This is a genomic window from Streptomyces sp. NPDC038280 (genome assembly GCF_055600045.1).
The window spans coordinates 121,303-140,734 of the sequence record NZ_JBVJYZ010000007.1 but is presented as its reverse complement, the minus strand read 5'-3'; the positions used below and the strand labels follow the sequence as shown (position 1 = coordinate 140,734).

General features: G+C 71.2%; 17 protein-coding genes. 12 read left to right on the top strand and 5 right to left on the bottom strand.

Going from position 1 to position 19,432, the window contains the following annotated elements; translation table 11 throughout:
* Positions 1-254 precede the first annotated feature (254 nt).
* On the top strand, positions 255-383 hold the full coding sequence (locus tag ACZ7J0_RS17115) for a hypothetical protein (RefSeq protein WP_468706700.1): 129 nt from the start codon (positions 255-257) through the stop codon (positions 381-383).
* A 30-nt stretch (positions 384-413) separates the two neighbouring features.
* Here ACZ7J0_RS17115 and ACZ7J0_RS17110 read toward each other — a convergent pair whose 3' ends face one another.
* The gene (locus ACZ7J0_RS17110; protein ID WP_470888105.1) at positions 414-1,982 is read right to left on the bottom strand and encodes a purple acid phosphatase family protein; all 1,569 of its coding nucleotides are present in this window, start codon (positions 1,980-1,982) and stop codon (positions 414-416) included.
* Between the two features lie 143 nt (positions 1,983-2,125).
* Between ACZ7J0_RS17110 and ACZ7J0_RS17105 the strand changes: the two genes are divergently transcribed.
* Together ACZ7J0_RS17105 and ACZ7J0_RS17100 are read left to right on the top strand one after the other, a co-directional pair.
* Positions 2,126-3,166 carry a 3-isopropylmalate dehydrogenase gene (locus tag ACZ7J0_RS17105; protein ID WP_470888103.1) on the top strand — a complete coding sequence of 347 codons (1,041 nt, stop codon included), beginning with the start codon at positions 2,126-2,128 and terminating at the stop codon, positions 3,164-3,166.
* Between the two features lie 241 nt (positions 3,167-3,407).
* Entirely contained in the window at positions 3,408-4,517 is a 1,110-nt protein-coding gene (locus ACZ7J0_RS17100) for a branched-chain amino acid aminotransferase (protein ID WP_470888101.1), read from the top strand.
* 118 nt (positions 4,518-4,635) lie between these two features.
* Here ACZ7J0_RS17100 and ACZ7J0_RS17095 read toward each other — a convergent pair whose 3' ends face one another.
* Positions 4,636-6,087 carry a cytosine permease gene (locus ACZ7J0_RS17095; RefSeq protein WP_470888099.1) on the bottom strand — a complete coding sequence of 484 codons (1,452 nt, stop codon included), beginning with the start codon at positions 6,085-6,087 and terminating at the stop codon, positions 4,636-4,638.
* A 131-nt stretch (positions 6,088-6,218) separates the two neighbouring features.
* Here ACZ7J0_RS17095 and ureA point away from each other — a divergent pair, with 131 nt between their 5' ends.
* The 6 genes from ureA to ACZ7J0_RS17065 all read left to right on the top strand — a co-directional run bounded on the left by ureA (position 6,219) and on the right by ACZ7J0_RS17065 (position 12,200).
* Positions 6,219-6,914 (top strand): urease subunit gamma, encoded by a 696-nt coding sequence (gene ureA / locus ACZ7J0_RS17090; protein ID WP_470888097.1) that lies wholly within the window; start codon positions 6,219-6,221, stop codon positions 6,912-6,914.
* On the top strand, positions 6,914-8,596 hold the full coding sequence (locus tag ACZ7J0_RS17085; RefSeq protein WP_470888095.1) for an urease subunit alpha: 1,683 nt from the start codon (positions 6,914-6,916) through the stop codon (positions 8,594-8,596). The genes ureA and ACZ7J0_RS17085 overlap by 1 nt, the downstream gene beginning before the upstream one ends.
* Positions 8,597-8,605: 9 nt before the next feature.
* Entirely contained in the window at positions 8,606-9,619 is a 1,014-nt protein-coding gene (locus ACZ7J0_RS17080; RefSeq protein WP_470888093.1) for an agmatine deiminase family protein, read from the top strand.
* Positions 9,620-9,675: 56 nt separating this feature from the next.
* Positions 9,676-10,179, top strand: coding sequence for a hypothetical protein (locus ACZ7J0_RS17075; protein ID WP_470888091.1), 504 nt, complete (start codon positions 9,676-9,678; stop codon positions 10,177-10,179).
* Positions 10,180-10,188: 9 nt separating this feature from the next.
* Entirely contained in the window at positions 10,189-10,797 is a 609-nt protein-coding gene (locus ACZ7J0_RS17070; RefSeq protein WP_468706683.1) for a TetR/AcrR family transcriptional regulator, read from the top strand.
* A 74-nt stretch (positions 10,798-10,871) separates the two neighbouring features.
* Positions 10,872-12,200, top strand: a complete 1,329-nt coding sequence (locus tag ACZ7J0_RS17065) for an MFS transporter (protein ID WP_470888089.1) — start codon at positions 10,872-10,874, stop codon at positions 12,198-12,200.
* A gap of 19 nt (positions 12,201-12,219) precedes the next feature.
* On the opposite strand, the gene ACZ7J0_RS17060 is transcribed toward ACZ7J0_RS17065, so the two are convergent.
* Positions 12,220-13,086: a hypothetical protein gene (locus ACZ7J0_RS17060; protein ID WP_470888087.1), complete on the bottom strand. Its 867-nt coding sequence runs from the start codon at positions 13,084-13,086 to the stop codon at positions 12,220-12,222.
* Positions 13,087-13,407: 321 nt separating this feature from the next.
* Between ACZ7J0_RS17060 and cimA the strand changes: the two genes are divergently transcribed.
* Positions 13,408-15,006 (top strand): citramalate synthase, encoded by a 1,599-nt coding sequence (cimA, locus tag ACZ7J0_RS17055; protein ID WP_470888085.1) that lies wholly within the window; start codon positions 13,408-13,410, stop codon positions 15,004-15,006.
* A 302-nt stretch (positions 15,007-15,308) separates the two neighbouring features.
* The gene (locus ACZ7J0_RS17050) at positions 15,309-16,667 is read left to right on the top strand and encodes a hypothetical protein (RefSeq protein WP_470888083.1); all 1,359 of its coding nucleotides are present in this window, start codon (positions 15,309-15,311) and stop codon (positions 16,665-16,667) included.
* 50 nt (positions 16,668-16,717) lie between these two features.
* On the opposite strand, the gene dnaN is transcribed toward ACZ7J0_RS17050, so the two are convergent.
* Positions 16,718-17,815: a DNA polymerase III subunit beta gene (gene dnaN / locus ACZ7J0_RS17045; RefSeq protein WP_470888082.1), complete on the bottom strand. Its 1,098-nt coding sequence runs from the start codon at positions 17,813-17,815 to the stop codon at positions 16,718-16,720.
* Positions 17,816-17,957: 142 nt separating this feature from the next.
* On the bottom strand, positions 17,958-18,581 hold the full coding sequence (locus tag ACZ7J0_RS17040; protein ID WP_470888080.1) for a YceI family protein: 624 nt from the start codon (positions 18,579-18,581) through the stop codon (positions 17,958-17,960).
* A 230-nt stretch (positions 18,582-18,811) separates the two neighbouring features.
* On the opposite strand from ACZ7J0_RS17040, the gene ACZ7J0_RS17035 reads away from it, so the two are divergent.
* Entirely contained in the window at positions 18,812-19,321 is a 510-nt protein-coding gene (locus ACZ7J0_RS17035; protein ID WP_470888079.1) for a hypothetical protein, read from the top strand.
* The last annotated feature ends 111 nt before the right edge of the window (positions 19,322-19,432 follow it).

Sequence of the window (19,432 nt, the reverse complement as noted above, 5' to 3'; positions counted from 1 at the left end):
TGGGTCGGAGTGCCATCTGGCTGGCGGCGCCGACCGTCTCAGATACTAGGAAGTCCGAGTAACTGTGCAGACAGACAGCCCGGGCTCCCTTAGCTTGGTAGAAGCCGAACGTCTCGCTCCATCAGCGAATGGCGGTCGCGAGCGCAGTGCCCCCAGGCAGGCAACCCCTGCGGCACCGCTCCCCGCCCCTTCCGGCGCCTTCCGAGACATCACGCGGCTCCGCCGCGTGGTTGTGATCCAAGGAGTCGATCATCATGGCCGCTGGAACCGTCCGCCGCGTCCGCCACTCCGCCCGTACGAGCGAGGCCGACCGCAAGAATGCCGCCGCCGCCCTGCAGCGAGCTCTCGACCGCAGGGACAACGGCGGCGCGACCGGCCACTGAGCCGGCCATCGAGCCGGCTTGCCCGGGCCGCTAGGAAGAGCGCCTGACCTCGAAATGGTCGATGCGCTCGCCGCTCTCGGCGAGCGCGGAGACCTTCAGTACCGGCGACGCGCCGGCCTCGGCCTCCACCGCGAGGAACGAGAAGCCGGTGTACCGCACCCGCGACCACTCCACGGCGTCCGGGTCGGGCAGCCGCAGCTTCGTCCAGTGGAACGTCACGATGTGCTCGTGGTCGTGCACATGCCCCTCGTAACTGTCCTTCACGCCGAGGCCGAAGCCGTACAGCTCCTTGCCCGCGCCGCCGGCCGTGACGTAGACGATGCCGTCGCGCGTCGGGTCGGTCGTCGCCCCGATGGGCACCGGCCTTCCCACCTCGCCGCCCTTGATGGCGTCGGTGCGCTCGTAGACGTGGTTGTGCCCGTTGATCACGAGATCCACCTGGTGCTTGGCGAACAGCGGCACCCAGGCGTCGCGCACCCCGCCGTCCGAGGCGTGCGTGGACGTGGAGTAGGCGCAGTGGTGGAAGAAGACCACCACGAAGTCCACCCCGGCCCGGGCGCGCAGCTCGCCGAGCCGCCGGTCGAGCCAGGCGGTCTGCTTCCCGTCGGTGTACCCCCGGTTGGCGGGGATCTCGTACGACACGTCATTGGCGTCCAGCGCGACCACGCCGACATTGCCGTAGACGAACGAGTACACCCCCGGGGCACCGGCCGGGTCCGGGCCGTTCCCGGGCAGCGACCAGCGCGCCGACTGCCCGCCGTAGCCGTCGGGGGAGTACCAGGCCTCCATGTCGTGGTTGCCGGTGGTCACCATCCACGGCACCCGGGACGCCACGCTCTCGGTCTGCGCCAGGAACTGGTCCCACACCCGCGCGTCGTAGGTGTCGGACTCCTTGCCCTGCCCGCTGCCGTCCGCGTAGCAGATGTCGCCGGCGTGCAGATGGAAGGACGGGTTCTGGCCGAGGATCAGCTGGTCGTTGGCGAGGGCGTGATAGCTCACGCCCTGGTCGCCGAAGGCCGTGAAGACGAAGGTCTCGGGCGCCGCGGGAGCCGTGCGGAACGAGCCGACCGTGCCCAGCCGGGAGGCGTCCGCCGGGTCGAACCCGTCGTGCCCGACCCCGTAGTAGTACGTCGTCCCCGGCCGCAGCCCGTCCAGCCCCGCGTGCAGGTAGTACTGGTCGACGGCGGGCGATGTGCGGGACAGCGCGGGGGTGTGCAGCGCCCGCACCTCGGCCTCGACGCGAGGGCCCAGGTCCCAGGGCCGCAGCCCCACCCGCACGTACGGCCGCCGGACGGCGAACGGAACCTGCCAGGAGATCCGCATCTGGGTCTTCGGATCGGCGCCGAAGGCGAGATGACGCCCGAAGGGCGCCACGAGCGAGCCGTCCACCCGGGCGGACAGGGGCGCGGCCACCAGGGTGGGGGAGGCGGCCGCGGAGGCCCGGCCGGCGCCGAGCGCGAGGCCCGCTCCGGCCGCGCCCGTACCGGCGAGCACCCGGCGGCGGGACAGCTTGGTGCGCAGGTACTCGTGCTGCTCGGGCATGGACATGCGCCGGGCGAGGAGCTCGGGTATACCGAAGCGTGGGGTGTCCTCAGTCATGGCGGGCAACTTGCCAGTAACTTCTGGCGGTTCGCCAGACGCGGGATGAACGAAATTCAAAAAGACGAGACCGCGAAATCCGTAGCGCGTCCGAATGGTGGACGACGGGTGTCAGCGGATGGGACGGGGAGTAGGGTGCCGACATGTCTCGCAGCATCAATCTCGCAGTGATCCCCGGTGACGGCATCGGCCAGGAGGTCGTGGCCCAGGGCCTGAAGGTCCTCTCGGCTGTCCTTCCGCAGGATGTGAAGCTGGAGACCAAGGAGTACGACCTCGGCGCCCAGCGCTGGCACCGCACCGGAGAGACCCTCCCCGACGCGGAGCTCGACTCCCTCAAGACCCACGACGCCATCCTGCTCGGCGCGATCGGTGACCCGTCCGTGCCGTCCGGCGTCCTGGAGCGGGGCCTGCTCCTCAAGCTCCGCTTCGCCTTCGACCACTACGTCAACCTGCGTCCGTCGAAGCTCTTCCCGAACACCGCGACCCCGCTGGCCGGCCGCCCGGAGATCGACTTCGTCGTCGTCCGTGAGGGCACCGAGGGTCCGTACACCGGCAACGGCGGTTCGCTGCGCACCGGCACGCCCGCCGAGGTCGCCACCGAGGTCAGCCTCAACACGGCGTACGGCGTCGAGCGCGTCGTCCGCGACGCGTACGAGCGGGCCAACGCGCGCCCCCGCAAGAAGCTGACGCTGGTCCACAAGAACAACGTCCTCGTCTACGCCGGCCACATGTGGAAGAACATCTTCGACAAGGTCGGCCAGGAATACCCCGAGGTCACCACCGACTATCTGCACGTCGACGCCGCGACGATCTTCTTCGTCACCCAGCCCGAGCGCTTCGACGTCATCGTCACCGACAACCTCTTCGGTGACATCCTCACCGACCTCGCCGCCGCCGTGACCGGCGGCATCGGCCTGGCCGCGTCGGCGAACATCAACCCGGACCGGATCTTCCCGTCCATGTTCGAGCCCGTCCACGGCTCCGCGCCCGACATCGCGGGCCAGGGCAAGGCGGACCCCACCGCGACGATCCTCTCCGTCGCGCTGCTCCTGCGTCACCTCGGCTTCGACGCCGAGGCCGCCCGCATCGAGGAGGCCGTCGCCGCCGACCTCGCGGCCAGGGACGGCTCCGCCCGGACGACCGGCGAAATCGGCGACGCGCTCGCGGTACGAGTAGCGAGCTAGCCCGCCGACTGAACACCTCCAAGAGGCACAGCCGCCGGGTCGCATCCGCACCCGGCGGCTTCTCCTATGCGGTCGCGGGGTGCCACCATCAGACCCTGGACCGCAATCACACCGTTTCACCCACGGGCCCACGCGAGCGATAATCGAACGTGGGGCCGCGGCATGCGGGAAAGCTCGGACGTCCTAGCAGCAGCGGCGTGAGCGCGGTCCGTCACAAACAACCGGTGAAGGACACGCACTCATGACGACGCCCACGATCGAGCTCAAGCCCTCCTCCAGCCCGCTGTCCGACGCGGAGCGGGAGGCGATCCTGGTCAGCCCCGGATTCGGCCGCCACTTCACGGACCACATGGTGACGATCAAGTGGACCGATGGGCGCGGGTGGCACGACGCGCAGCTCACCCCCTACGCGCCGCTGTCGATCGACCCGGCCAACATGACCCTGCACTACGCCCAGGAGATCTTCGAGGGGCTCAAGGCCTACCGGCGCCCCGACGGCTCCGTCGCCACCTTCCGCCCCGAGGCCAACGCGCTCCGCTTCCAGGCCTCCGCCCGCCGCCTGGCCATGCCGGAGCTGCCGGTCGAGACGTTCATCGCGGCCTGTGACGCCCTGGTCCAGCAGGACAGGGCATGGGTCCCGGCGCACGGCGGCGAGGAGTCGCTCTACCTGCGCCCGTTCATGATCGCGACCGAGGTGGGCCTGGGCGTCCGGCCCGCCAACGAGTACCTCTTCCTGGTCATCGCCTCGCCCGCCGGCGCCTACTTCCCCGGGGGCGTCAAGCCGGTCTCCATCTGGCTCTCCGAGGACCGCGTCCGCGCCGTCCCGGGCGGCATGGGCGACGCCAAGACCGGCGGCAACTACGCCGCGTCCCTGCTCGCCCAGGCCGAGGCCGCGTCCAAGGGCTGCGACCAGGTCGCCTACCTCGACGCCGTCGAGCACAAGTGGGTCGAGGAGCTGGGCGGCATGAACCTCTACTTCGTGTACGAGACCGGGCCCGACGAGCCGCTCAAGATCGTCACGCCCGAGCTCACGGGTTCGCTGCTCGCCGGTATCACCCGTGACTCGCTCCTCACCCTCGCCAAGGACCTCGGCTACGCCGCCGAGGAGGGCCGCGTCTCCATCGACCAGTGGAAGGCCGACGCCGCCAACGGCACGCTCAAGGAGGTCTTCGCCTGCGGCACGGCCGCGGTGATCACCCCGATCGGCACGGTCAAGTCGGCCGGCGGCGAGTGGCAGCAGTCCGGCGGCCGGCCGGGCGAGGTCACGATGAAGCTCCGCAAGGCGCTCCTGGACATCCAGACGGGCAAGGCGGAGGACGTCCACGGCTGGACGCACGCGCTGGCGCACTAGCTCCCTGAGGCACGCCGATGGCCCCGGTCCGTACGTCGGACCGGGGCCATCGGCGTCCTGCCCCGTGCGAGGATCACGCCATGACGGAGGTCGCGCGCTACCGCAAGGCGATCGAGTACTACGCCAAGGACCTCTCGGCGACCGAGTAGTCGTCCGCCTCCGGGCCGGCGCCCGTGACGTCGCCCGTGGTCGCGGCCCGCCCGGGCGTGAGCACCAGGTACAGGGCGCCGCCGACGAGGCCCGACAGGACGAAGCTGCAGTCGATCCCGCCGGTCAGGGAGAGCAGCGGGCCCTCGTAGATCGGGGTGGAGACGCCGGCGAGGCCCACTACCGCGCCGAGCGCCCAGGCGACCACGGCGCGCGGGTGCCAGCCGGCACGGAACCAGTAGATCCCGCCCTGCGCGCGGCGGTTGTAGACCTGGAGGGCGTCCGGTTCGTACACGCCGCCGCAGCGGAAGTGGCCGATCAGGGTGATGACGGCCCAGGGGGTGCCGATCGCGGTGAGCAGCAGGACGAACGACGTCATCACCGACTGCGCGTCCCAGACGAAGTGGCCCAGGAAGACGAACCCCGTGGCGACCACGGCGACGACCAGGGTGGCCCGCGCGCGGGTGGCGCGCGGCAGGATCGCGTCGAGGTCCAGGCCCATCGAGTAGAGCATCAGTCCGGCGTTGCCGACCGAGCCGGCGGTCGCGGCGATCAGCAGCGGCACCAGGTACCAGACGGGGGAGGCGTCGACCAGCGGGCCCGCGTAGTCGAGGGAGCCGCGCGCGGCCAGTGCCGTGTACGTGCCGAAGAGCTGAGGGACCAGCAGACCCGCGACGAGGCCCAGACAGGTGGCCCGCCAGACGGTCCGGGAGCTGTACCGCTCGGGGGAGATGTAGCGGGTGTAGTCACCGAGCAGCGTGATGAACGCGATCGGACCGCTGAGCCCGGCAGCCACCGCGGAGAGCACCCAGGTGGGCCAGAACGAGCCCAGCAGATACGGGGCGTCGGGCGGGGCCGCGGTGGTGAAGTCGCCCGCGTAGGCGAAGATGCCGAGAGCGAGCAGCACGGTCATGCCGACGGCGAGTGCCTTGCTCAGCTTCAGCAGCAGCTTGTAGCCGTAGACGGCGCCGACGACGGTGCAGGCCGCGAGCACGGTGTAGACGAGGGCATGGGGCAGCCCGCCGGTGGGCAGGCCGATCAGCCTGTCGAGGGTGCCGAGCATGACGTCGCCGCCGATCCACAGCGTCAACGCGGTGTAACCGAGCGCGAGCAGCAGGCCGACGATCGAGCCGACGAGCCGGCCGCGTACGCCGAAGAAGGCGCCGCTGGACGTGGAGAGGTTGGTCGCGGTGCGGAGTGAGACCAGGGCGAGCGGTGCGGTCACGACGACGCCGACGACCGTACCGGCGACCACCGAGGTGACCGCGGGCCACAGGCCGAGGCCGAAGGAGACCGGTAGCCAGCCGAAGATGATCACGCCGAGGCAGAGGTTCGACCCCAGCAGGATCGCCATGAGGTCCCGCGGCCCGCTGGTGCGTTCAGCCTCCGGGATCGTGTCGACTCCGCGCTGTTCAATCGGCATAAGCGCTCTCCCTGCTCTTCGGACGACATTTAGAGTGACGCTCAATGTGACCCATGCCCCCCTCGTCCGTCAATGCTTTGAGTGCGGGAAACTCGCGGTTAGAGTGGTGTTCAAACAGGAGGTGTGGTGACGTGCGACTGACTCCCACGGAGCGGGACCGGCTGCTGCTGTTCGGCGCCGCCGAACTGGCCAGGGCCCGCCGGGCCAGGGGCCTGCGGCTCAATGTCCCCGAGGCGACCGCGCTGATCGCGGACACGGTCTGCGAGGCGGCCCGTGACGGCCGACGGCTCGCCGAGGCGATCGAGGCGGCACGGTCCGTCCTCGGCCCCGATGACGTCCTTCCCGGCGTGGCCGACGTGGTCACCGAGGTCCATGTGGAAGCCGTGTTCGACGACGGATCGCGGCTCGCCGTGGTCTCGCAGCCGATCGGCGAGGGCTCCGGCGCGCAGGCGCCGGGAGCGCTGCTGCCCGCGCCCGCGCACGAGGAACCGCGGCCGATCGTCACCCTCCGTGTGCACAACACGGCGACGGTGCCGGTCAGCGTCACCTCCCACTTCCATTTCTTCGAGGCCAACCCGCGCCTCGACTTCGACCGCGCCGCCGCCTACGGCATGCGGCTGTGCGTCCCGGCCGGTTCCTCGGTCCGCTTCGACCCGGGCGGCTCGTCCGAGGTCGGGCTCGTCCCCATCGGCGGCGAGCGGATCGCGATCGGCTTCGCCGGTCTGGTCGACGGCCCGCTGGACGCGCCGGGCGCGAAGGAGGAGGCCCTGCGGCGTGCGGCGGCCTGTGGCTACCTCGGAGCGGGACCCGAGAAGGAGGGCAACTGATGGACCCGTACGAGTACGCGTCGGTGCACGGCCCGCGCGCGGGCGACCGGGTCGTCCTCGGCGACTCCGGACTCGTCGTCCGCGTCGAGTCCGACGCCCAGAAGCACGGCGACGAATTCCTCGCCGGCTTCGGCAAGACCGCCCGCGACGGCCTGCACCTGAAGGCCGCCGCCGTCCGCGAGACCTGTGACGTCGTCATCAGCAACGTGCTGGTCATCGACGCCGTCCAGGGCATCCGGAAGGTGTCCGTCGGCATCCGCGAGGGCCGGATCCACGCGATCGGCCGGGCCGGCAACCCCGACACCCTCGACGGAGTGGACGTCGTCGTCGGCACGGGCACGTCCATCGTGTCCGGCGAGGGCCTGATCGCCACCGCCGGAGCCGTCGACACCCATGTCCACCTGCTCTCGCCGCGGATCATGGAGGCCTCGCTCGCCTCCGGTGTGACCACGGTCATCGGCCAGGAGTTCGGTCCGGTCTGGGGTGTCGGCGTCAACTCTCCGTGGGCGCTCAAGCACGCCTTCAACGCCTTCGACGCCTGGCCCGTCAACATCGGCTTCCTCGCCCGCGGCTCGTCCTCCGACGCCGCGCCGCTGGTCGAGGCGCTCGCCGAGGGCGGCGCGTCCGGCTTCAAGGTGCACGAGGACATGGGCGCCCACACCCGGGCCCTGGACACCGCCCTGCGGGTCGCCGAGGAGCACGACGTCCAGGTCGCGCTGCACAGCGACGGCCTCAACGAATGCCTCTCCGTCGAGGACACCCTGCGCGTCCTCGACGGCCGGACCATCCACGCCTTCCACATCGAGGGCTGCGGCGGCGGTCACGTACCGAACGTCCTGAAGATGGCGGGCGTGCCGAACGTCATCGGCTCCTCCACCAACCCCACCCTCCCCTTCGGCCGGGACGCGGTCGCCGAGCACTACGGCATGATCGTCTCCGTCCACGACCTGAAGACGGACCTGCCCGGCGACGCCGCCATGGCCCGCGACCGGATCCGCTCCGGAACGATGGGAGCCGAGGACGTCCTGCACGACCTCGGTGCGATCGGCATCACGTCGTCGGACGCGCAGGGCATGGGAAGGGCCGGCGAGACCGTACGCCGGACCTTCGCCATGGCCGGCAAGATGAAGGCCGAGCTGGGCCCGATGGACGGCGACGGCGCGCACGACGACAACGCCCGCGTGCTGCGCTACATGGCCAAGCTGACGATCAACCCCGCGATCGCCCACGGCCTGGCGCACGAGATCGGATCGATCGAGGTCGGCAAGATGGCCGACATCGTGCTGTGGCAGCCGCAGTACTTCGGCGCCAAGCCGCAGCTCGTGCTCAAGTCGGGTTTCCCCGCGTACGGAGTCGTCGGCGACCCCAACGCGGCCACCGACACCTGCGAGCCTCTCGTCCTCGGCCCGCAGTTCGGTGCGTACGGCGCCACCCCGGCCGACATCTCCGTCGCCTTCGTGGCCCAGGCGGCCGTCGACCTGGGCTCCGACCACATGCCGACGCGCCGCCGCCGGGTCGCCGTCCGAGGCACCCGCGGCATCGGCCCGGGGAACCTGCTGCTCAATTCCCGCATCGGCGACGTGTCCGTGGACGGCAGGACCGGACTGGTCAGCCTCGACGGCGAGCCGATCCGCTCCGAGCCCGCCGACTCCATCTCCCTCAACCGCCTCTACTTCCTCTGAGGAACCTTCATGACCTTCCGTATGCCGCCCGAGTGGGCGCCGCACGAGCGCACGTGGATGGCCTGGCCCGGCCCGAACCCCACCTTCACCAACGACGAGGAGCTGGCCGAGGCCCGTGCCGCGTGGGCGTCCGTGGCCCGCGCCGTACGCCGCTTCGAGCCGGTGACCGTGGTCCACGGACCCGGTCAGGGCGACTCCGCGCGCGCGCTCCTCGGCGACGACATCGACCTGGTCGAGCGGGACCTGGACGACGCCTGGATGCGGGACATCGGCCCGACCTTCGTCACCGACGGCACGCGGCTCGCCGCGGTGGACTGGGTGTTCAACGGCTGGGGAGGCCAGGACTGGGCACGCTGGGAGCACGATTCCAAGATCGCACGCCATGTCGCCGATCTCGCCGGCGTCCCGGTCCTGAGCAGTGACCTCGTGAACGAGGGCGGCGCCATCCACGTCGACGGCGAGGGCACCGTCCTGCTGACCGACACGGTCCAGCTCGGCGCCGGCCGCAACCCCGACTGGACCCGGGAGCAGGTCGAGGCGGAGATCCACGCCAAGCTCGGCACCACCAAGGCGATCTGGCTGCCGCACGGACTGGCCGGCGACTACGGCACCTACGGCACGCAGGGTCATGTCGACATCGTCGCGGCCTTCGCCCGCCCCGGTGTCGTCGTCGTCCACGCCCAGCAGGACCCGGCGCACCCGGACTACGAGCGCTCCAAGGAGTACGCGGCCATCCTGCGTGCCCAGACGGACGCCAAGGGCCGCCGCCTGGAGGTCGTGGAGATCCCGGCGCCGACTGTCCTCGAGGAGGACGGCGAGTGGGTCGACTACTCCTACATCAACCACTACATCTGCAACGGCGGAGTGGTGCTGTGCGGTTTCGACGACCCGCGCGACGAGATAGCGGCGGGCATCTTCCGCCGGCTCTTCCCGGACCGCACGGTGACGCTGGTGGACGCGAGGGCGATCTTCGCGGGCGGTGGCGGCATCCACTGCATCACCCAGCAGCAGCCGAAGGTCTGATCCGCGAGGCGGATATCCGGTGGGGGCGGCCGCGGGCGGTGTGACAGCCTGCGGCCATGCCCCTGATCGAACACCCCGGCGGCTCCTACGCGATCCGGCTGATGTACGCGCTGCCGGACGATGCCTGGTACCTGGAGCTGACGGACCTCGCCCGGGACGCGATCCTCGCGATCGGGATCGTGCCCGACGAGGATCCGGACCGCGAGCCGACCGTCTGCCTGACCGAGGCCGAGACCCACCATCACGTCCCGTACGACGTCATGCGCTGGTTCATGGCCGAGATGGACCGGGAGAACCGGGTGAGCCGCGGCTGGATGGCGCTGCGCCCCGAACTGGTCGACATGATCCGCCGATTGCGGGAGATGGACCAGGACGGCGTGATCGAGGACGGTTTCCCGGCGCTCCTCGCGCTGCTGCGTGACCGGCTCCCGCCGGCCGACCTCGACGCGGTGACCGAGGGCGCCTTCGGGGCCGACCTCGGCGTACTCGCCGAACCCACCGAGGAGCAGGTCACCGCCCTGCGCGGCCGTATGGCCGAGTGGGGCTGGACGATCGGGTAAAACGTACGGGTGACCAGCAATCATCGCCGCCGCAACACCGCCCCGCCCCGCGAGGAGCTCCTCGCCGCCGCCATGGCCACCATCGCCGAGCGCGGACTCGACGGGCTGACCATGGCCGGGCTCGGGCGCGAGGTGGGGATGAGCAGCGGGCACCTGCTCTACTACTTCCGCACCAAGGACGAACTGCTGCTGCAGACCCTGGAGTGGAGCGAGGCGCAGCTCGGCGCCGAGCGGAGCGCGCTGCTCTCCCGGCAGGCTCCGGTACGGGAGCGGCTGACCGCCTACGTCGATCTGTACGTCCCCGACGGCCCCCGCGACCCGCACTGGACGCTCTGGCTTGAGGTCTGGAACCGCTCGCAGAACGCGGACGCCGACGCCCGGGGCCGCCAGGCGGCCATCGAGGGCGCCTGGCACCGCGACCTGGTCGCCCTGCTGGCCGAGGGCATCTCGCGCGGTGAGCTCCTCAACGTCGACCCGGACCGCTACGCCGCCCGTCTGCGCGCCCTCCTCGACGGCTTCAGCGTCCATGTCGCGGTGGGGATACCGGGCACCGGACGCGAACAAGTCCTGGGCCATGTAAGGGAGTTCCTCCAGCAAACGCTGATCCCGCGACCGTAACGCACGCAAGTACTCCCGATCGTTGCCGAGTGCACCCTTGTCCGCCCGACGGGCCTGTTGGCACGGTTCGGACCATGGGACGAGAGCACTGGAAAAAGATCTGGGTCGGCTCGGCCGGCAACATGGTCGAGTGGTTCGACTGGTTCGTCTACGCGAGCTTCGCCACGTACTTCGCGGGAGCCTTCTTCCCCGAGGGCAATGACACCGCCAAGCTCATGAACACCGCCGGCATCTTCGCCGTCGGCTTCTTCATGCGGCCCGTCGGCGGCTGGCTCCTCGGACGCGTCGGCGACCGCAGGGGCCGCAAGGCGGCGCTGACCCTCACCGTCACCCTCATGTCCGCGTCGGCCGTCCTCATCGCCGTCGCGCCGACCTACGCGGTCGCGGGATACGGCGGCGCGGCCGTGCTGCTCGTCGCCCGGCTGCTCCAGGGCCTGTCGGTCGGCGGAGAGTACGCCGCCAGCGCCACCTACCTCACCGAGGCGTCCGCCCCCGAGCACCGGGGTTTCGCCTCCAGCTTCCAGTACGTCTCGATGACCGCCGGTCAGATCCTCGGCCTCGGCCTGCAGATCATCCTCCAGCGCACCATGTCCGCCGACGCCCTGCACAGCTGGGGATGGCGCATCCCGTTCATCGTCGGCGCGCTCGGCGCGGCCGTCGTCTTCTATCTGCGGCGCACGATGCTGGAGACGGAGGTGTACGAGCAGACCGCCGACGACACCCCCGCCGAGGCCAAGGGCACCCTGAAGGCGCTGTGGGCACACAAGCGCGAGGCGTTCCTGGTCATCGCGCTGACCATGGGCGGCACCGTCGCCTACTACACGTACACCACCTATCTGACGAAGTACCTCTCCAACTCCGCCGGCCTTTCCAAGCAGACCGCGACCCTGGTCTCCTTCTGCGCGCTGATCGTCTTCGCCTGTCTGCAGCCCCTCGCCGGGCGCCTCTCGGACCGGATCGGCCGCCGCCCGCTGCTGATCACCTTCGCCGTCGGCTCGACCCTCCTGACCGTCCCGATCATGACGCTGCTCCGGCACGCGGGCTCTTTCTGGCCGGCGCTGGGTCTGTCCCTGCTGGCCCTGGTCGTGATCACCGGCTACACCTCGATCAACGCGTGCGTGAAGGCCGAGCTGTTTCCGACGGGCATCCGCGCGCTGGGCGTCGCCCTGCCGTACGCCATCGCCAACGCGCTGTTCGGCGGCACGGCGGAGTACGTCGCCCTGTGGTTCAAGGACGCGGGCCTGGAGTCCGGCTACTACTGGTACGTGGCCGGCTGCGCCGCCGTCTCCCTGATCGTCTACCTCACGATGCGCGAGACCCGGGACATCGACCTGGGCCGCGTCGGCGCCCCGCCGGTATCCGCGCGGGCCGCCGAGATCCGGGAGTCCGCCGAGGCGCGGTGACGGGGGTCGACGCGGGCGGTCACTGCCCCTCGGCGGCCATCCGCTGCTGGAGCTTCTGCAGGGCGGTGGCCGCCTGTTCGCGCAGCTGCGTCTCCTTCTTCGGGTCCCCGATCGTGCTCGCGCTCAGCACGTTCTCGCCGGCCCGGCCCGTGAGGAGGACGTAGAGAGAGTTCGCCTTCTTCCCGTTCTCGTCGACCACCAGCCGTCCTTCCTCGGACACGATCGCGTCGAACCCGGTCACCGAGGGCGCGGTCGCCTCGCGGACGCCGGTCCAGCGGCTCTTGCCGCTGTGCTGGCTGGGACAGCGGTGGATGGCGTCCGCGACCTCCTCGACGTACGTCCGCGCCGTGGGCTCGTCGGCGTACATCCGGACCTCGGAGTAGCCCGTGATCTGGGACGGCGTGTGGACGGCCGTGCGGGAGAGGGAGGCCAGCGTGCCGGTGCGGCTTCCCTTCCTGGTCCACTCGCAGCTGGTCAGCACGTCGGACTCGTCGACGGGCGTGGTCTCGTACGTCGTGGCCTTCTCGTAGCCGGGCCCCCAGTCCGCGGGGGTCAGCGCCACCCGCTTGGCGTGGACCAGGGCCTCCGCCTTCGCCGAGGCGGTGTCGCCGGGGGCCGACGTCGAGCCGTCACCGGTCGCCCGGTCGGTGCCCTTGTCGTCGCCGCCACGGAGCAGGAAGACCAGGAGGACGGCCAGGCCCAGCACCACCACCGCGCCGCCGACGACGAGGGCGAGCGTGCGGGGGGAGCGTCCGCCGGACGGGCTGCCGGGGGTGCCCGGCGACGGGCCCCCTCCGGGCTGCGGTTCGGGGCCGGGTCCCGGTGGATGGGAGACCGGTCCGCGCGGTGGTCCTGTGGGTGGCCCTGAGGGCGGCTGGGTACTCACACCGGTGACCTACCACCGGAGGTCCCGCCCGCATCGTGAGACCGCGGTCCCGTCACCCGTACAGATGTGGCAGACTGCCGCCGTGCTTGCTACCACCATGATTATGGGCAGTAGCGCGCCGGTCCGCAGTGACCACTGACCCGCGGCAGGACCCCCGCGGCAGTGGACACCGTGCCTCAGACCCGCGCGCAGACCTCTCGCACCCGCGAGGGGTTTTTTCATTTTCCGGACCCACCCAGACCGGACACGGAACGCGCGCGAAAATGGGGGCAAGTGGATCCAGACCTTCCGGAGCCACATCCGACAGGAGCCAACACAGCCATGACCACGGAGACCGACGACAGTTTCCATGTCTTCGACACCACGCTCCGCGACGGAGCCCAGCGCGAGGGCATCAACCTCACCGTCGCCGACAAGCTGACCATCGCCCGCCACCTGGACGACTTCGGCGTCGGCTTCATCGAGGGCGGCTGGCCGGGCGCCAACCCGCGTGACACGGAGTTCTTCGCCCGCGCCCAGCAGGAGATCGACTTCAAGCACGCGCAGCTCGTCGCGTTCGGCTCCACCCGTCGGGCCGGCGGCAAGGCCGCCGAGGACCCGCAGGTCAGGGCGCTCCTGGAGTCGGGGGCCCCGGTCATCACCCTGGTCGCCAAGTCGCACGACCGCCATGTCGAGCTGGCGCTGCGGACCACCCTGGACGAGAACGTGGAGATGGTCCGCGACACCGTCTCCTTCCTGCGCGAGCAGGGCCGCCGGGTCTTCGTGGACTGCGAGCACTTCTTCGACGGCTACAAGGCCAACCCCGAGTACGCCAAGGCCGTCGTCCGGGCCGCCTCCGAGGCCGGCGCCGATGTCGTCATCCTCTGCGACACCAACGGCGGCATGCTCCCCGCCCAGATCCAGGCCGTCGTCGCCACCGTCCTCGCCGACACCGGCGCCCGCCTCGGCATCCACGCCCAGGACGACACCGGCTGCGCCGTCGCCAACACCCTCGCCGCCGTCGACGCGGGCGCCACGCACGTCCAGTGCACCGCCAACGGCTACGGCGAGCGGGTCGGCAACGCCAACCTCTTCCCGGTCGTCGCCGCGCTGGAGCTCAAGTACGGCAAGCGCGTGCTGCCCGACGGTGCGCTGGCCGAGATGACCCGGATCTCGCACGCCATCGCCGAGGTCGTCAACCTGACGCCCTCCACCCACCAGCCCTATGTCGGTGTCTCCGCGTTCGCGCACAAGGCCGGACTCCACGCCTCCGCGATCAAGGTCGACCCGGACCTGTACCAGCACATCGACCCCGAGCGGGTCGGCAACACCATGCGGATGCTCGTCTCCGACATGGCGGGCCGGGCCTCCATCGAGCTCAAGGGCAAGGAGCTCGGCGTCGACCTGGGCAATGACCGCGAGCTGGTCGGCCGGGTCGTCGAGCGGGTCAAGGAGCGCGAGCTCCGGGGCTACACCTACGAGGCCGCCGACGCCTCCTTCGAGCTGCTGCTGCGCGCCGAGGCCGAGGGGCGCGCCCGCGGGTACTTCCGGACGGAGTCCTGGCGGGCGATCGTCGAGGACCGCCCGGACGGCACCCACGCCAACGAGGCGACCGTGAAGCTCTGGGCCAAGGGAGAGCGCATCGTCGCCACCGCCGAGGGCAACGGCCCCGTCAACGCCCTTGACCGGGCGATGCGGGTGGCCCTGGAGCGGATCTACCCGCAGCTGGCCAAGTTCGAGCTGGTCGACTACAAGGTCCGCATCCTGGAGGGCCGCCATGGCACCGAGTCCACCACCCGGGTCCTGATCACCACCGGCGACGGCAACGCCGAGTGGTCGACGGTCGGTGTCGGCGAGAACGTCATCGCCGCGTCGTGGCAGGCGCTGGAGGACGCGTACACCTACGGGCTGCTGCGGGCGGGGGTCGACCCGGCCGAGTAGCGCGTCGTACCACCCTGTACGCCCGGCATGGGCGACATGGGTAGTGCGTTGACCGGAAACCGCGGGACGACGGCGGCCGGCGCGGCCGCCGTCGTGCTCACCGGTGCCTCACCGTCGCCGCCCGGCCCCCGCGGCCCCTCGCGTCCACGCGGCCCGTCGGACCGCCGTCGCCGCACCGGCCCCCCGCCGCGCGGGGCCTCTCACGGCCGCGTCGCCGCACCGGCCCCCCGCCGCGCGCGCGGCCTCCACGGCCCCTCTCGTCCCCATGGTCTGCTTTGACCGCTTTCGGGTAGCGTCGAAGTATGAGGACCAGGCCGCTTTCCCTTCTGTCGGCCCTCGCCGGGCTGGCGCTCCTGCTGCTCCTGGCTCTGGCTCCTGGCGTATCCGCCAAGGCCACGGGTCTCCCGGACGTGGCCCAGGCCTTCAAGCAGGGCCCGGTCTATGTCGACCCCGGCGCGTCCTCCCAGCTCTCCGGGGCCGAGGCGGACGCCCTCGCTCAGAAGATCAAGGACGCGGACAAGCCGGTCTTCGTCGCGGTGCTCCCCGCGACCGCGGCCTTCCCGCCGAACGACCTGCTGCGGAACCTGCGCACCGAGACCGGCATCACCGGCCTCTACGCCGTCCGCCTCGGAGACGGGTTCAACGCCGGCGCCGACGCGGCGGTCATGTCGAACCAGGCCGTACGCAACCTGGTGAACGCGGTGCGGCAGCCGGGCGTGGACACCGCGACCGAGCTGAACAACTTCGTCGACCAGGCCCTGCCGCAGACCCGCGGCTCCGCCCCCGCCTCCTGGAGCGGCGGCAGCGCGGACGAGGGCGGCGCCTCCACCGGCGCCCTGATCACCCTCGGCGCGGTCGTGGCCGCCGGTGGCGCGGGCGCCTACGCCGTGGTCCGCCGCAACCGCGGCCGCAAGCAGGCCGAGGAGCGTGCCGCGCTCGACAGGCTCCGCGTCGTCGTCGACGAGGACATCACCGCCTTCGGCGAGGAGCTGGACCGGCTCGACTTCCACCCCGCCGAGGCCGGCGCCGACGACGCCATGCGCGGCGACTACGAACGCGCCCTCGACGCCTACGACACCGCCAAGTCCAGGATGGGCGCCGCCCAACACCCCGGTGATGTGCGCGCCGTGACCCAGGCACTCGAGGACGGCCGCTTCTCCCTCGCCGTCCTCGGTGCCCGCCGCGAGGGCCGCCCGCTGCCGGAGCGCCGTCCTCCCTGCTTCTTCGACCCGCGCCACGGCCCCTCCACCGCCGACGCCACCTGGACCCCGGCCGGCGGCTCGGCCCGCGAGGTTCCGGTCTGCGCGGCGGACGCGGTCCGGATCCAGGACGGCCTCGATCCCGTGGCCCGCACCGTCGACACGGAGACCGGACGCCGCCCGTACTGGGAGGCGGGTCCCGCCTACGGCCCCTGGGCCGGCGGTTACTTCGGCGGCGGCATGCTGCCGGGCCTGCTCGTGGGCACGATGCTCGGCTCGATGCTCTCCACCCCCGCCTACGCGGCGGACTACGGCGGCGCCGACTACCAGGACTTCCAGGGCGGCGACTACTCCGGCGCCGACTTCAACGCCGGGGACTTCGGTGGCGGCGACTCCGGCGGGTTCGGCGGTGGCGGCGACTTCGGCGGTGGCGGCGGCTTCGACGGCGGTGGCGGCTTCTAGGCCGTACGGCCCGTGAGGCCGGTGCCGTCGGCGCAGGCCGCCCCCGCGGCTCACATCAGGGGCTTCACCGACATGAGCAGATGCTCGTGCGCCCGGCCCGACGCCTCGGTGATCAGTACGCGCTGCCCGGGCCCCAGCAGATGGAAGCGCACGGCGGACGACTCGAACGACCCCAGCGCGTCCATCAGATACACGGGGTTGAAGGCGACCGTCAGAGCCTCGCCGTCCTCCAGCGCCCCGGGCACCCGCTCGGAGGCCACATCGTCCTCGTACCCGGCGCGCAGACGCACCGAGTCGGCGGAGAAGGCCAGTTGGAGCGGGCTGTCGCCCTCGGCGACCACCGCGACGCGCTTGACCGCCTCGACGAGCGGGGCCCGGTCGGTCACGGCGGTGGCCGGACCGTCGAGGGCGAACAGCTTGTCGTGGCGCGGCAGCCGGCCGTCGAGGAGACGGGTCGAGGTGCGCATCCCGGCGCTCTCGAAGCCGATCGATCCGCCGTCCAGCGCGACGTGCAGCGGCCCGGCCCCGGCCAGGGAGCGGGCGATCTCGGTGAGGCGGCGGGCGGGGACCACCACATCGGCGCGGGCGTCCGCGGACTCCGGCTTCCAGTCGAGCGTGCGGACCGCGTAGCGGTAGCGGTCGGTCGCGGCCAGCGTCATCGCGTCGCCGTCGAGCGCCAGCCGGATCCCGGTCAGTACGGGCAGCGCGTCGTCACGGCCCGCCGCGACGGCCACCGCCGCCACCGCCGAGGCGAACGCGGTCCCGTCCACCACTCCCAGGAAGCCGGGCAGCGGAGGCTGGGCCGGGTAGTCGTCCAGCGGCAGTACGGACAGACCGAATCGGGCCTCGCCGCCCACCACCGAGAAGCGCGAGCCCTCCACCGCGCACTCCACCGGTGCCTTCGGCAGCACCCGGCAGATGTCGAGCAGCCGCCTCCCCATGACCAGCACCCTGCCGGGCCGCGTGGTCTCCGCCTCCACCTCGATCCGCGCGGAGGCCTCGTAGTCGAGCCCCGAGATCCGCAGCAGGCCGTCGCCCGCCTCCAGGAGCAGGCCGCCGAGCACGGGGACGGGGGAACGGGCGGGGAGTACACGGGCGGCCCAGGCGACGGCATCGCCGAACTCGCCGCTGTCGATACGGAATTCCATGGGGCCGACCGTACGGTTCACCACTGACAACCGGCCGCGGACGGCAGACCAGCGACCGGTCGCGGCCGGGCTGTGGCCGTATACGCCGAGCGCCCGCTCTTCCGTCCGGGGGGACGGAGGGCGGGCGCGCTCGGTTCTCGGCTCAGGCGGCGGACTTGATGGCGGAGATGTCGAAGTTCAGCTTCACCTTGTCGCTGACCATCACACCGCCGGTCTCCAGCGCGGCGTTCCAGGTCAGGCCCCACTCGGAGCGCAGGATCTCGGCACTGCCCTCGAAGCCCACGCGCTCGTTGCCGTACACATCGGTGGCGGAGCCGTTGAACTCCAGGTCGATGGAGAGCGGTCGGGTGACGTCCTTGATCGTGAGGTCACCGGTGATGCGGTAGTCGTCCCCGCCCAGCTGCTCGGCGCCGGTGGAGCGGAAGGTCATCAGCGGGAACCGCTCGGCGTCGAAGAAGTCGTCGCCGCGCAGGTGGCCGTCGCGGTCCGCGATGCCGGTGTCGATGCTGGCGATCCTGACGTCGATCGACGCGGCGGACGCGGCCGGGTCGGCGCCGTCGAGCCGCAGCGTCCCCTCGTGCTCACCGAAGGTGCCACGCACATTGGTGACCATGGCGTGACGGACGGTGAATCCGATGCTGCTGTGTGCCGGGTCGATGGTGTAGTCGCCGGTCAGGGCGGCCAGGTCCGGGGACACGGCGGGAAGCGTGGCGGTGGCGGTCGCGGTGGTGCCGGTGGCGTCGTTCTTGCGGGTGAAGAGGCCCATGACTGCTCCTTGGGGACGGGCGCCGGGGAGGCGTCGCTGCGGCTGATCGGTTCTTGTTGAACCTTCAACGACATCGACTCTAAGTCCATTCCGTTCAAAATTCAACTTCTCTCGTCTCTGTTCACCCGAAAGGCGTCGGGGCCCTCTGGCGGACGCGCGTAGAACTCGGGCACCATCTCCCTGCTCCACCTGCACGGCCCCACCACGGTTCACAGCAGGAGGGAATCCCCATGAAGCTCCGCTCCGTCCTCAGCGCGCTCGCCCTCGTCCTGGGCGCCCTGTTCGCCCCCGGATTCGGCGCCATCAGCGGCGCGACAGAAGCGCATGCCGTCACCAAGATCAGCCACGCCACCGCGACCTCGATGTTCCGCTCGTCCGGGATCACCTGGTCCTCGTCCGGCGGCTGCTCCGACCGCGACAACCCCAGCTGCACGTCCTTCGAGCAGCTCAACCTCGCCACCGCGAAGGGTGCCCAGACCCTCAGGAGCGCCAGCGGCTGCGCGCTCAACATCACCGGCGGCACGGAGACGGGCCACGCGGGCGGCACGTACTCGCACTGGAACGGCTACAAGCTCGACTACAGCAAGTACACCTGCGTCGGGAACTACATCAAGAACACGTTCACCTACATCGGGCTGCGCGGTGACGGCGCCCCGCAGTGGAAGTCCGGCTCGGGCAACATCTACGCCGACGAGGGCAACCACTGGGACGTCACGTACTACAACTGCGGCGGCTGCTGACCGCCCCGCGGCCACTCGCGCGGTGCCCCCTTCGGCCCGGTCCCAGGGCGACTTGGACTAACCGAAGGGGGTTGTTGGACTGGCGGGGCCACTGCCGCGCGATCTCGTTGA

Bases quoted from the DNA above. Each gene is read 5' to 3' on its own strand.
- ACZ7J0_RS17115 (WP_468706700.1), top strand. From the start codon at position 255: ATGGCCGCTGGAACCGTCCGCCGCGTCCGCCACTCCGCCCGTACGAGC.
- ACZ7J0_RS17110 (WP_470888105.1), bottom strand. From the start codon at position 1,982: ATGACTGAGGACACCCCACGCTTCGGTATACCCGAGCTCCTCGCCCGG.
- ACZ7J0_RS17105 (WP_470888103.1), top strand. From the start codon at position 2,126: ATGTCTCGCAGCATCAATCTCGCAGTGATCCCCGGTGACGGCATCGGC.
- ACZ7J0_RS17100 (WP_470888101.1), top strand. From the start codon at position 3,408: ATGACGACGCCCACGATCGAGCTCAAGCCCTCCTCCAGCCCGCTGTCC.
- ACZ7J0_RS17095 (WP_470888099.1), bottom strand. From the start codon at position 6,087: ATGCCGATTGAACAGCGCGGAGTCGACACGATCCCGGAGGCTGAACGC.
- ACZ7J0_RS17085 (WP_470888095.1), top strand. From the start codon at position 6,914: ATGGACCCGTACGAGTACGCGTCGGTGCACGGCCCGCGCGCGGGCGAC.
- ACZ7J0_RS17080 (WP_470888093.1), top strand. From the start codon at position 8,606: ATGACCTTCCGTATGCCGCCCGAGTGGGCGCCGCACGAGCGCACGTGG.
- ACZ7J0_RS17075 (WP_470888091.1), top strand. From the start codon at position 9,676: ATGCCCCTGATCGAACACCCCGGCGGCTCCTACGCGATCCGGCTGATG.
- ACZ7J0_RS17065 (WP_470888089.1), top strand. From the start codon at position 10,872: ATGGGACGAGAGCACTGGAAAAAGATCTGGGTCGGCTCGGCCGGCAAC.
- cimA (WP_470888085.1), top strand. From the start codon at position 13,408: ATGACCACGGAGACCGACGACAGTTTCCATGTCTTCGACACCACGCTC.
- ACZ7J0_RS17050 (WP_470888083.1), top strand. From the start codon at position 15,309: ATGAGGACCAGGCCGCTTTCCCTTCTGTCGGCCCTCGCCGGGCTGGCG.
- dnaN (WP_470888082.1), bottom strand. From the start codon at position 17,815: ATGGAATTCCGTATCGACAGCGGCGAGTTCGGCGATGCCGTCGCCTGG.
- ACZ7J0_RS17040 (WP_470888080.1), bottom strand. From the start codon at position 18,581: ATGGGCCTCTTCACCCGCAAGAACGACGCCACCGGCACCACCGCGACC.
- ACZ7J0_RS17035 (WP_470888079.1), top strand. From the start codon at position 18,812: ATGAAGCTCCGCTCCGTCCTCAGCGCGCTCGCCCTCGTCCTGGGCGCC.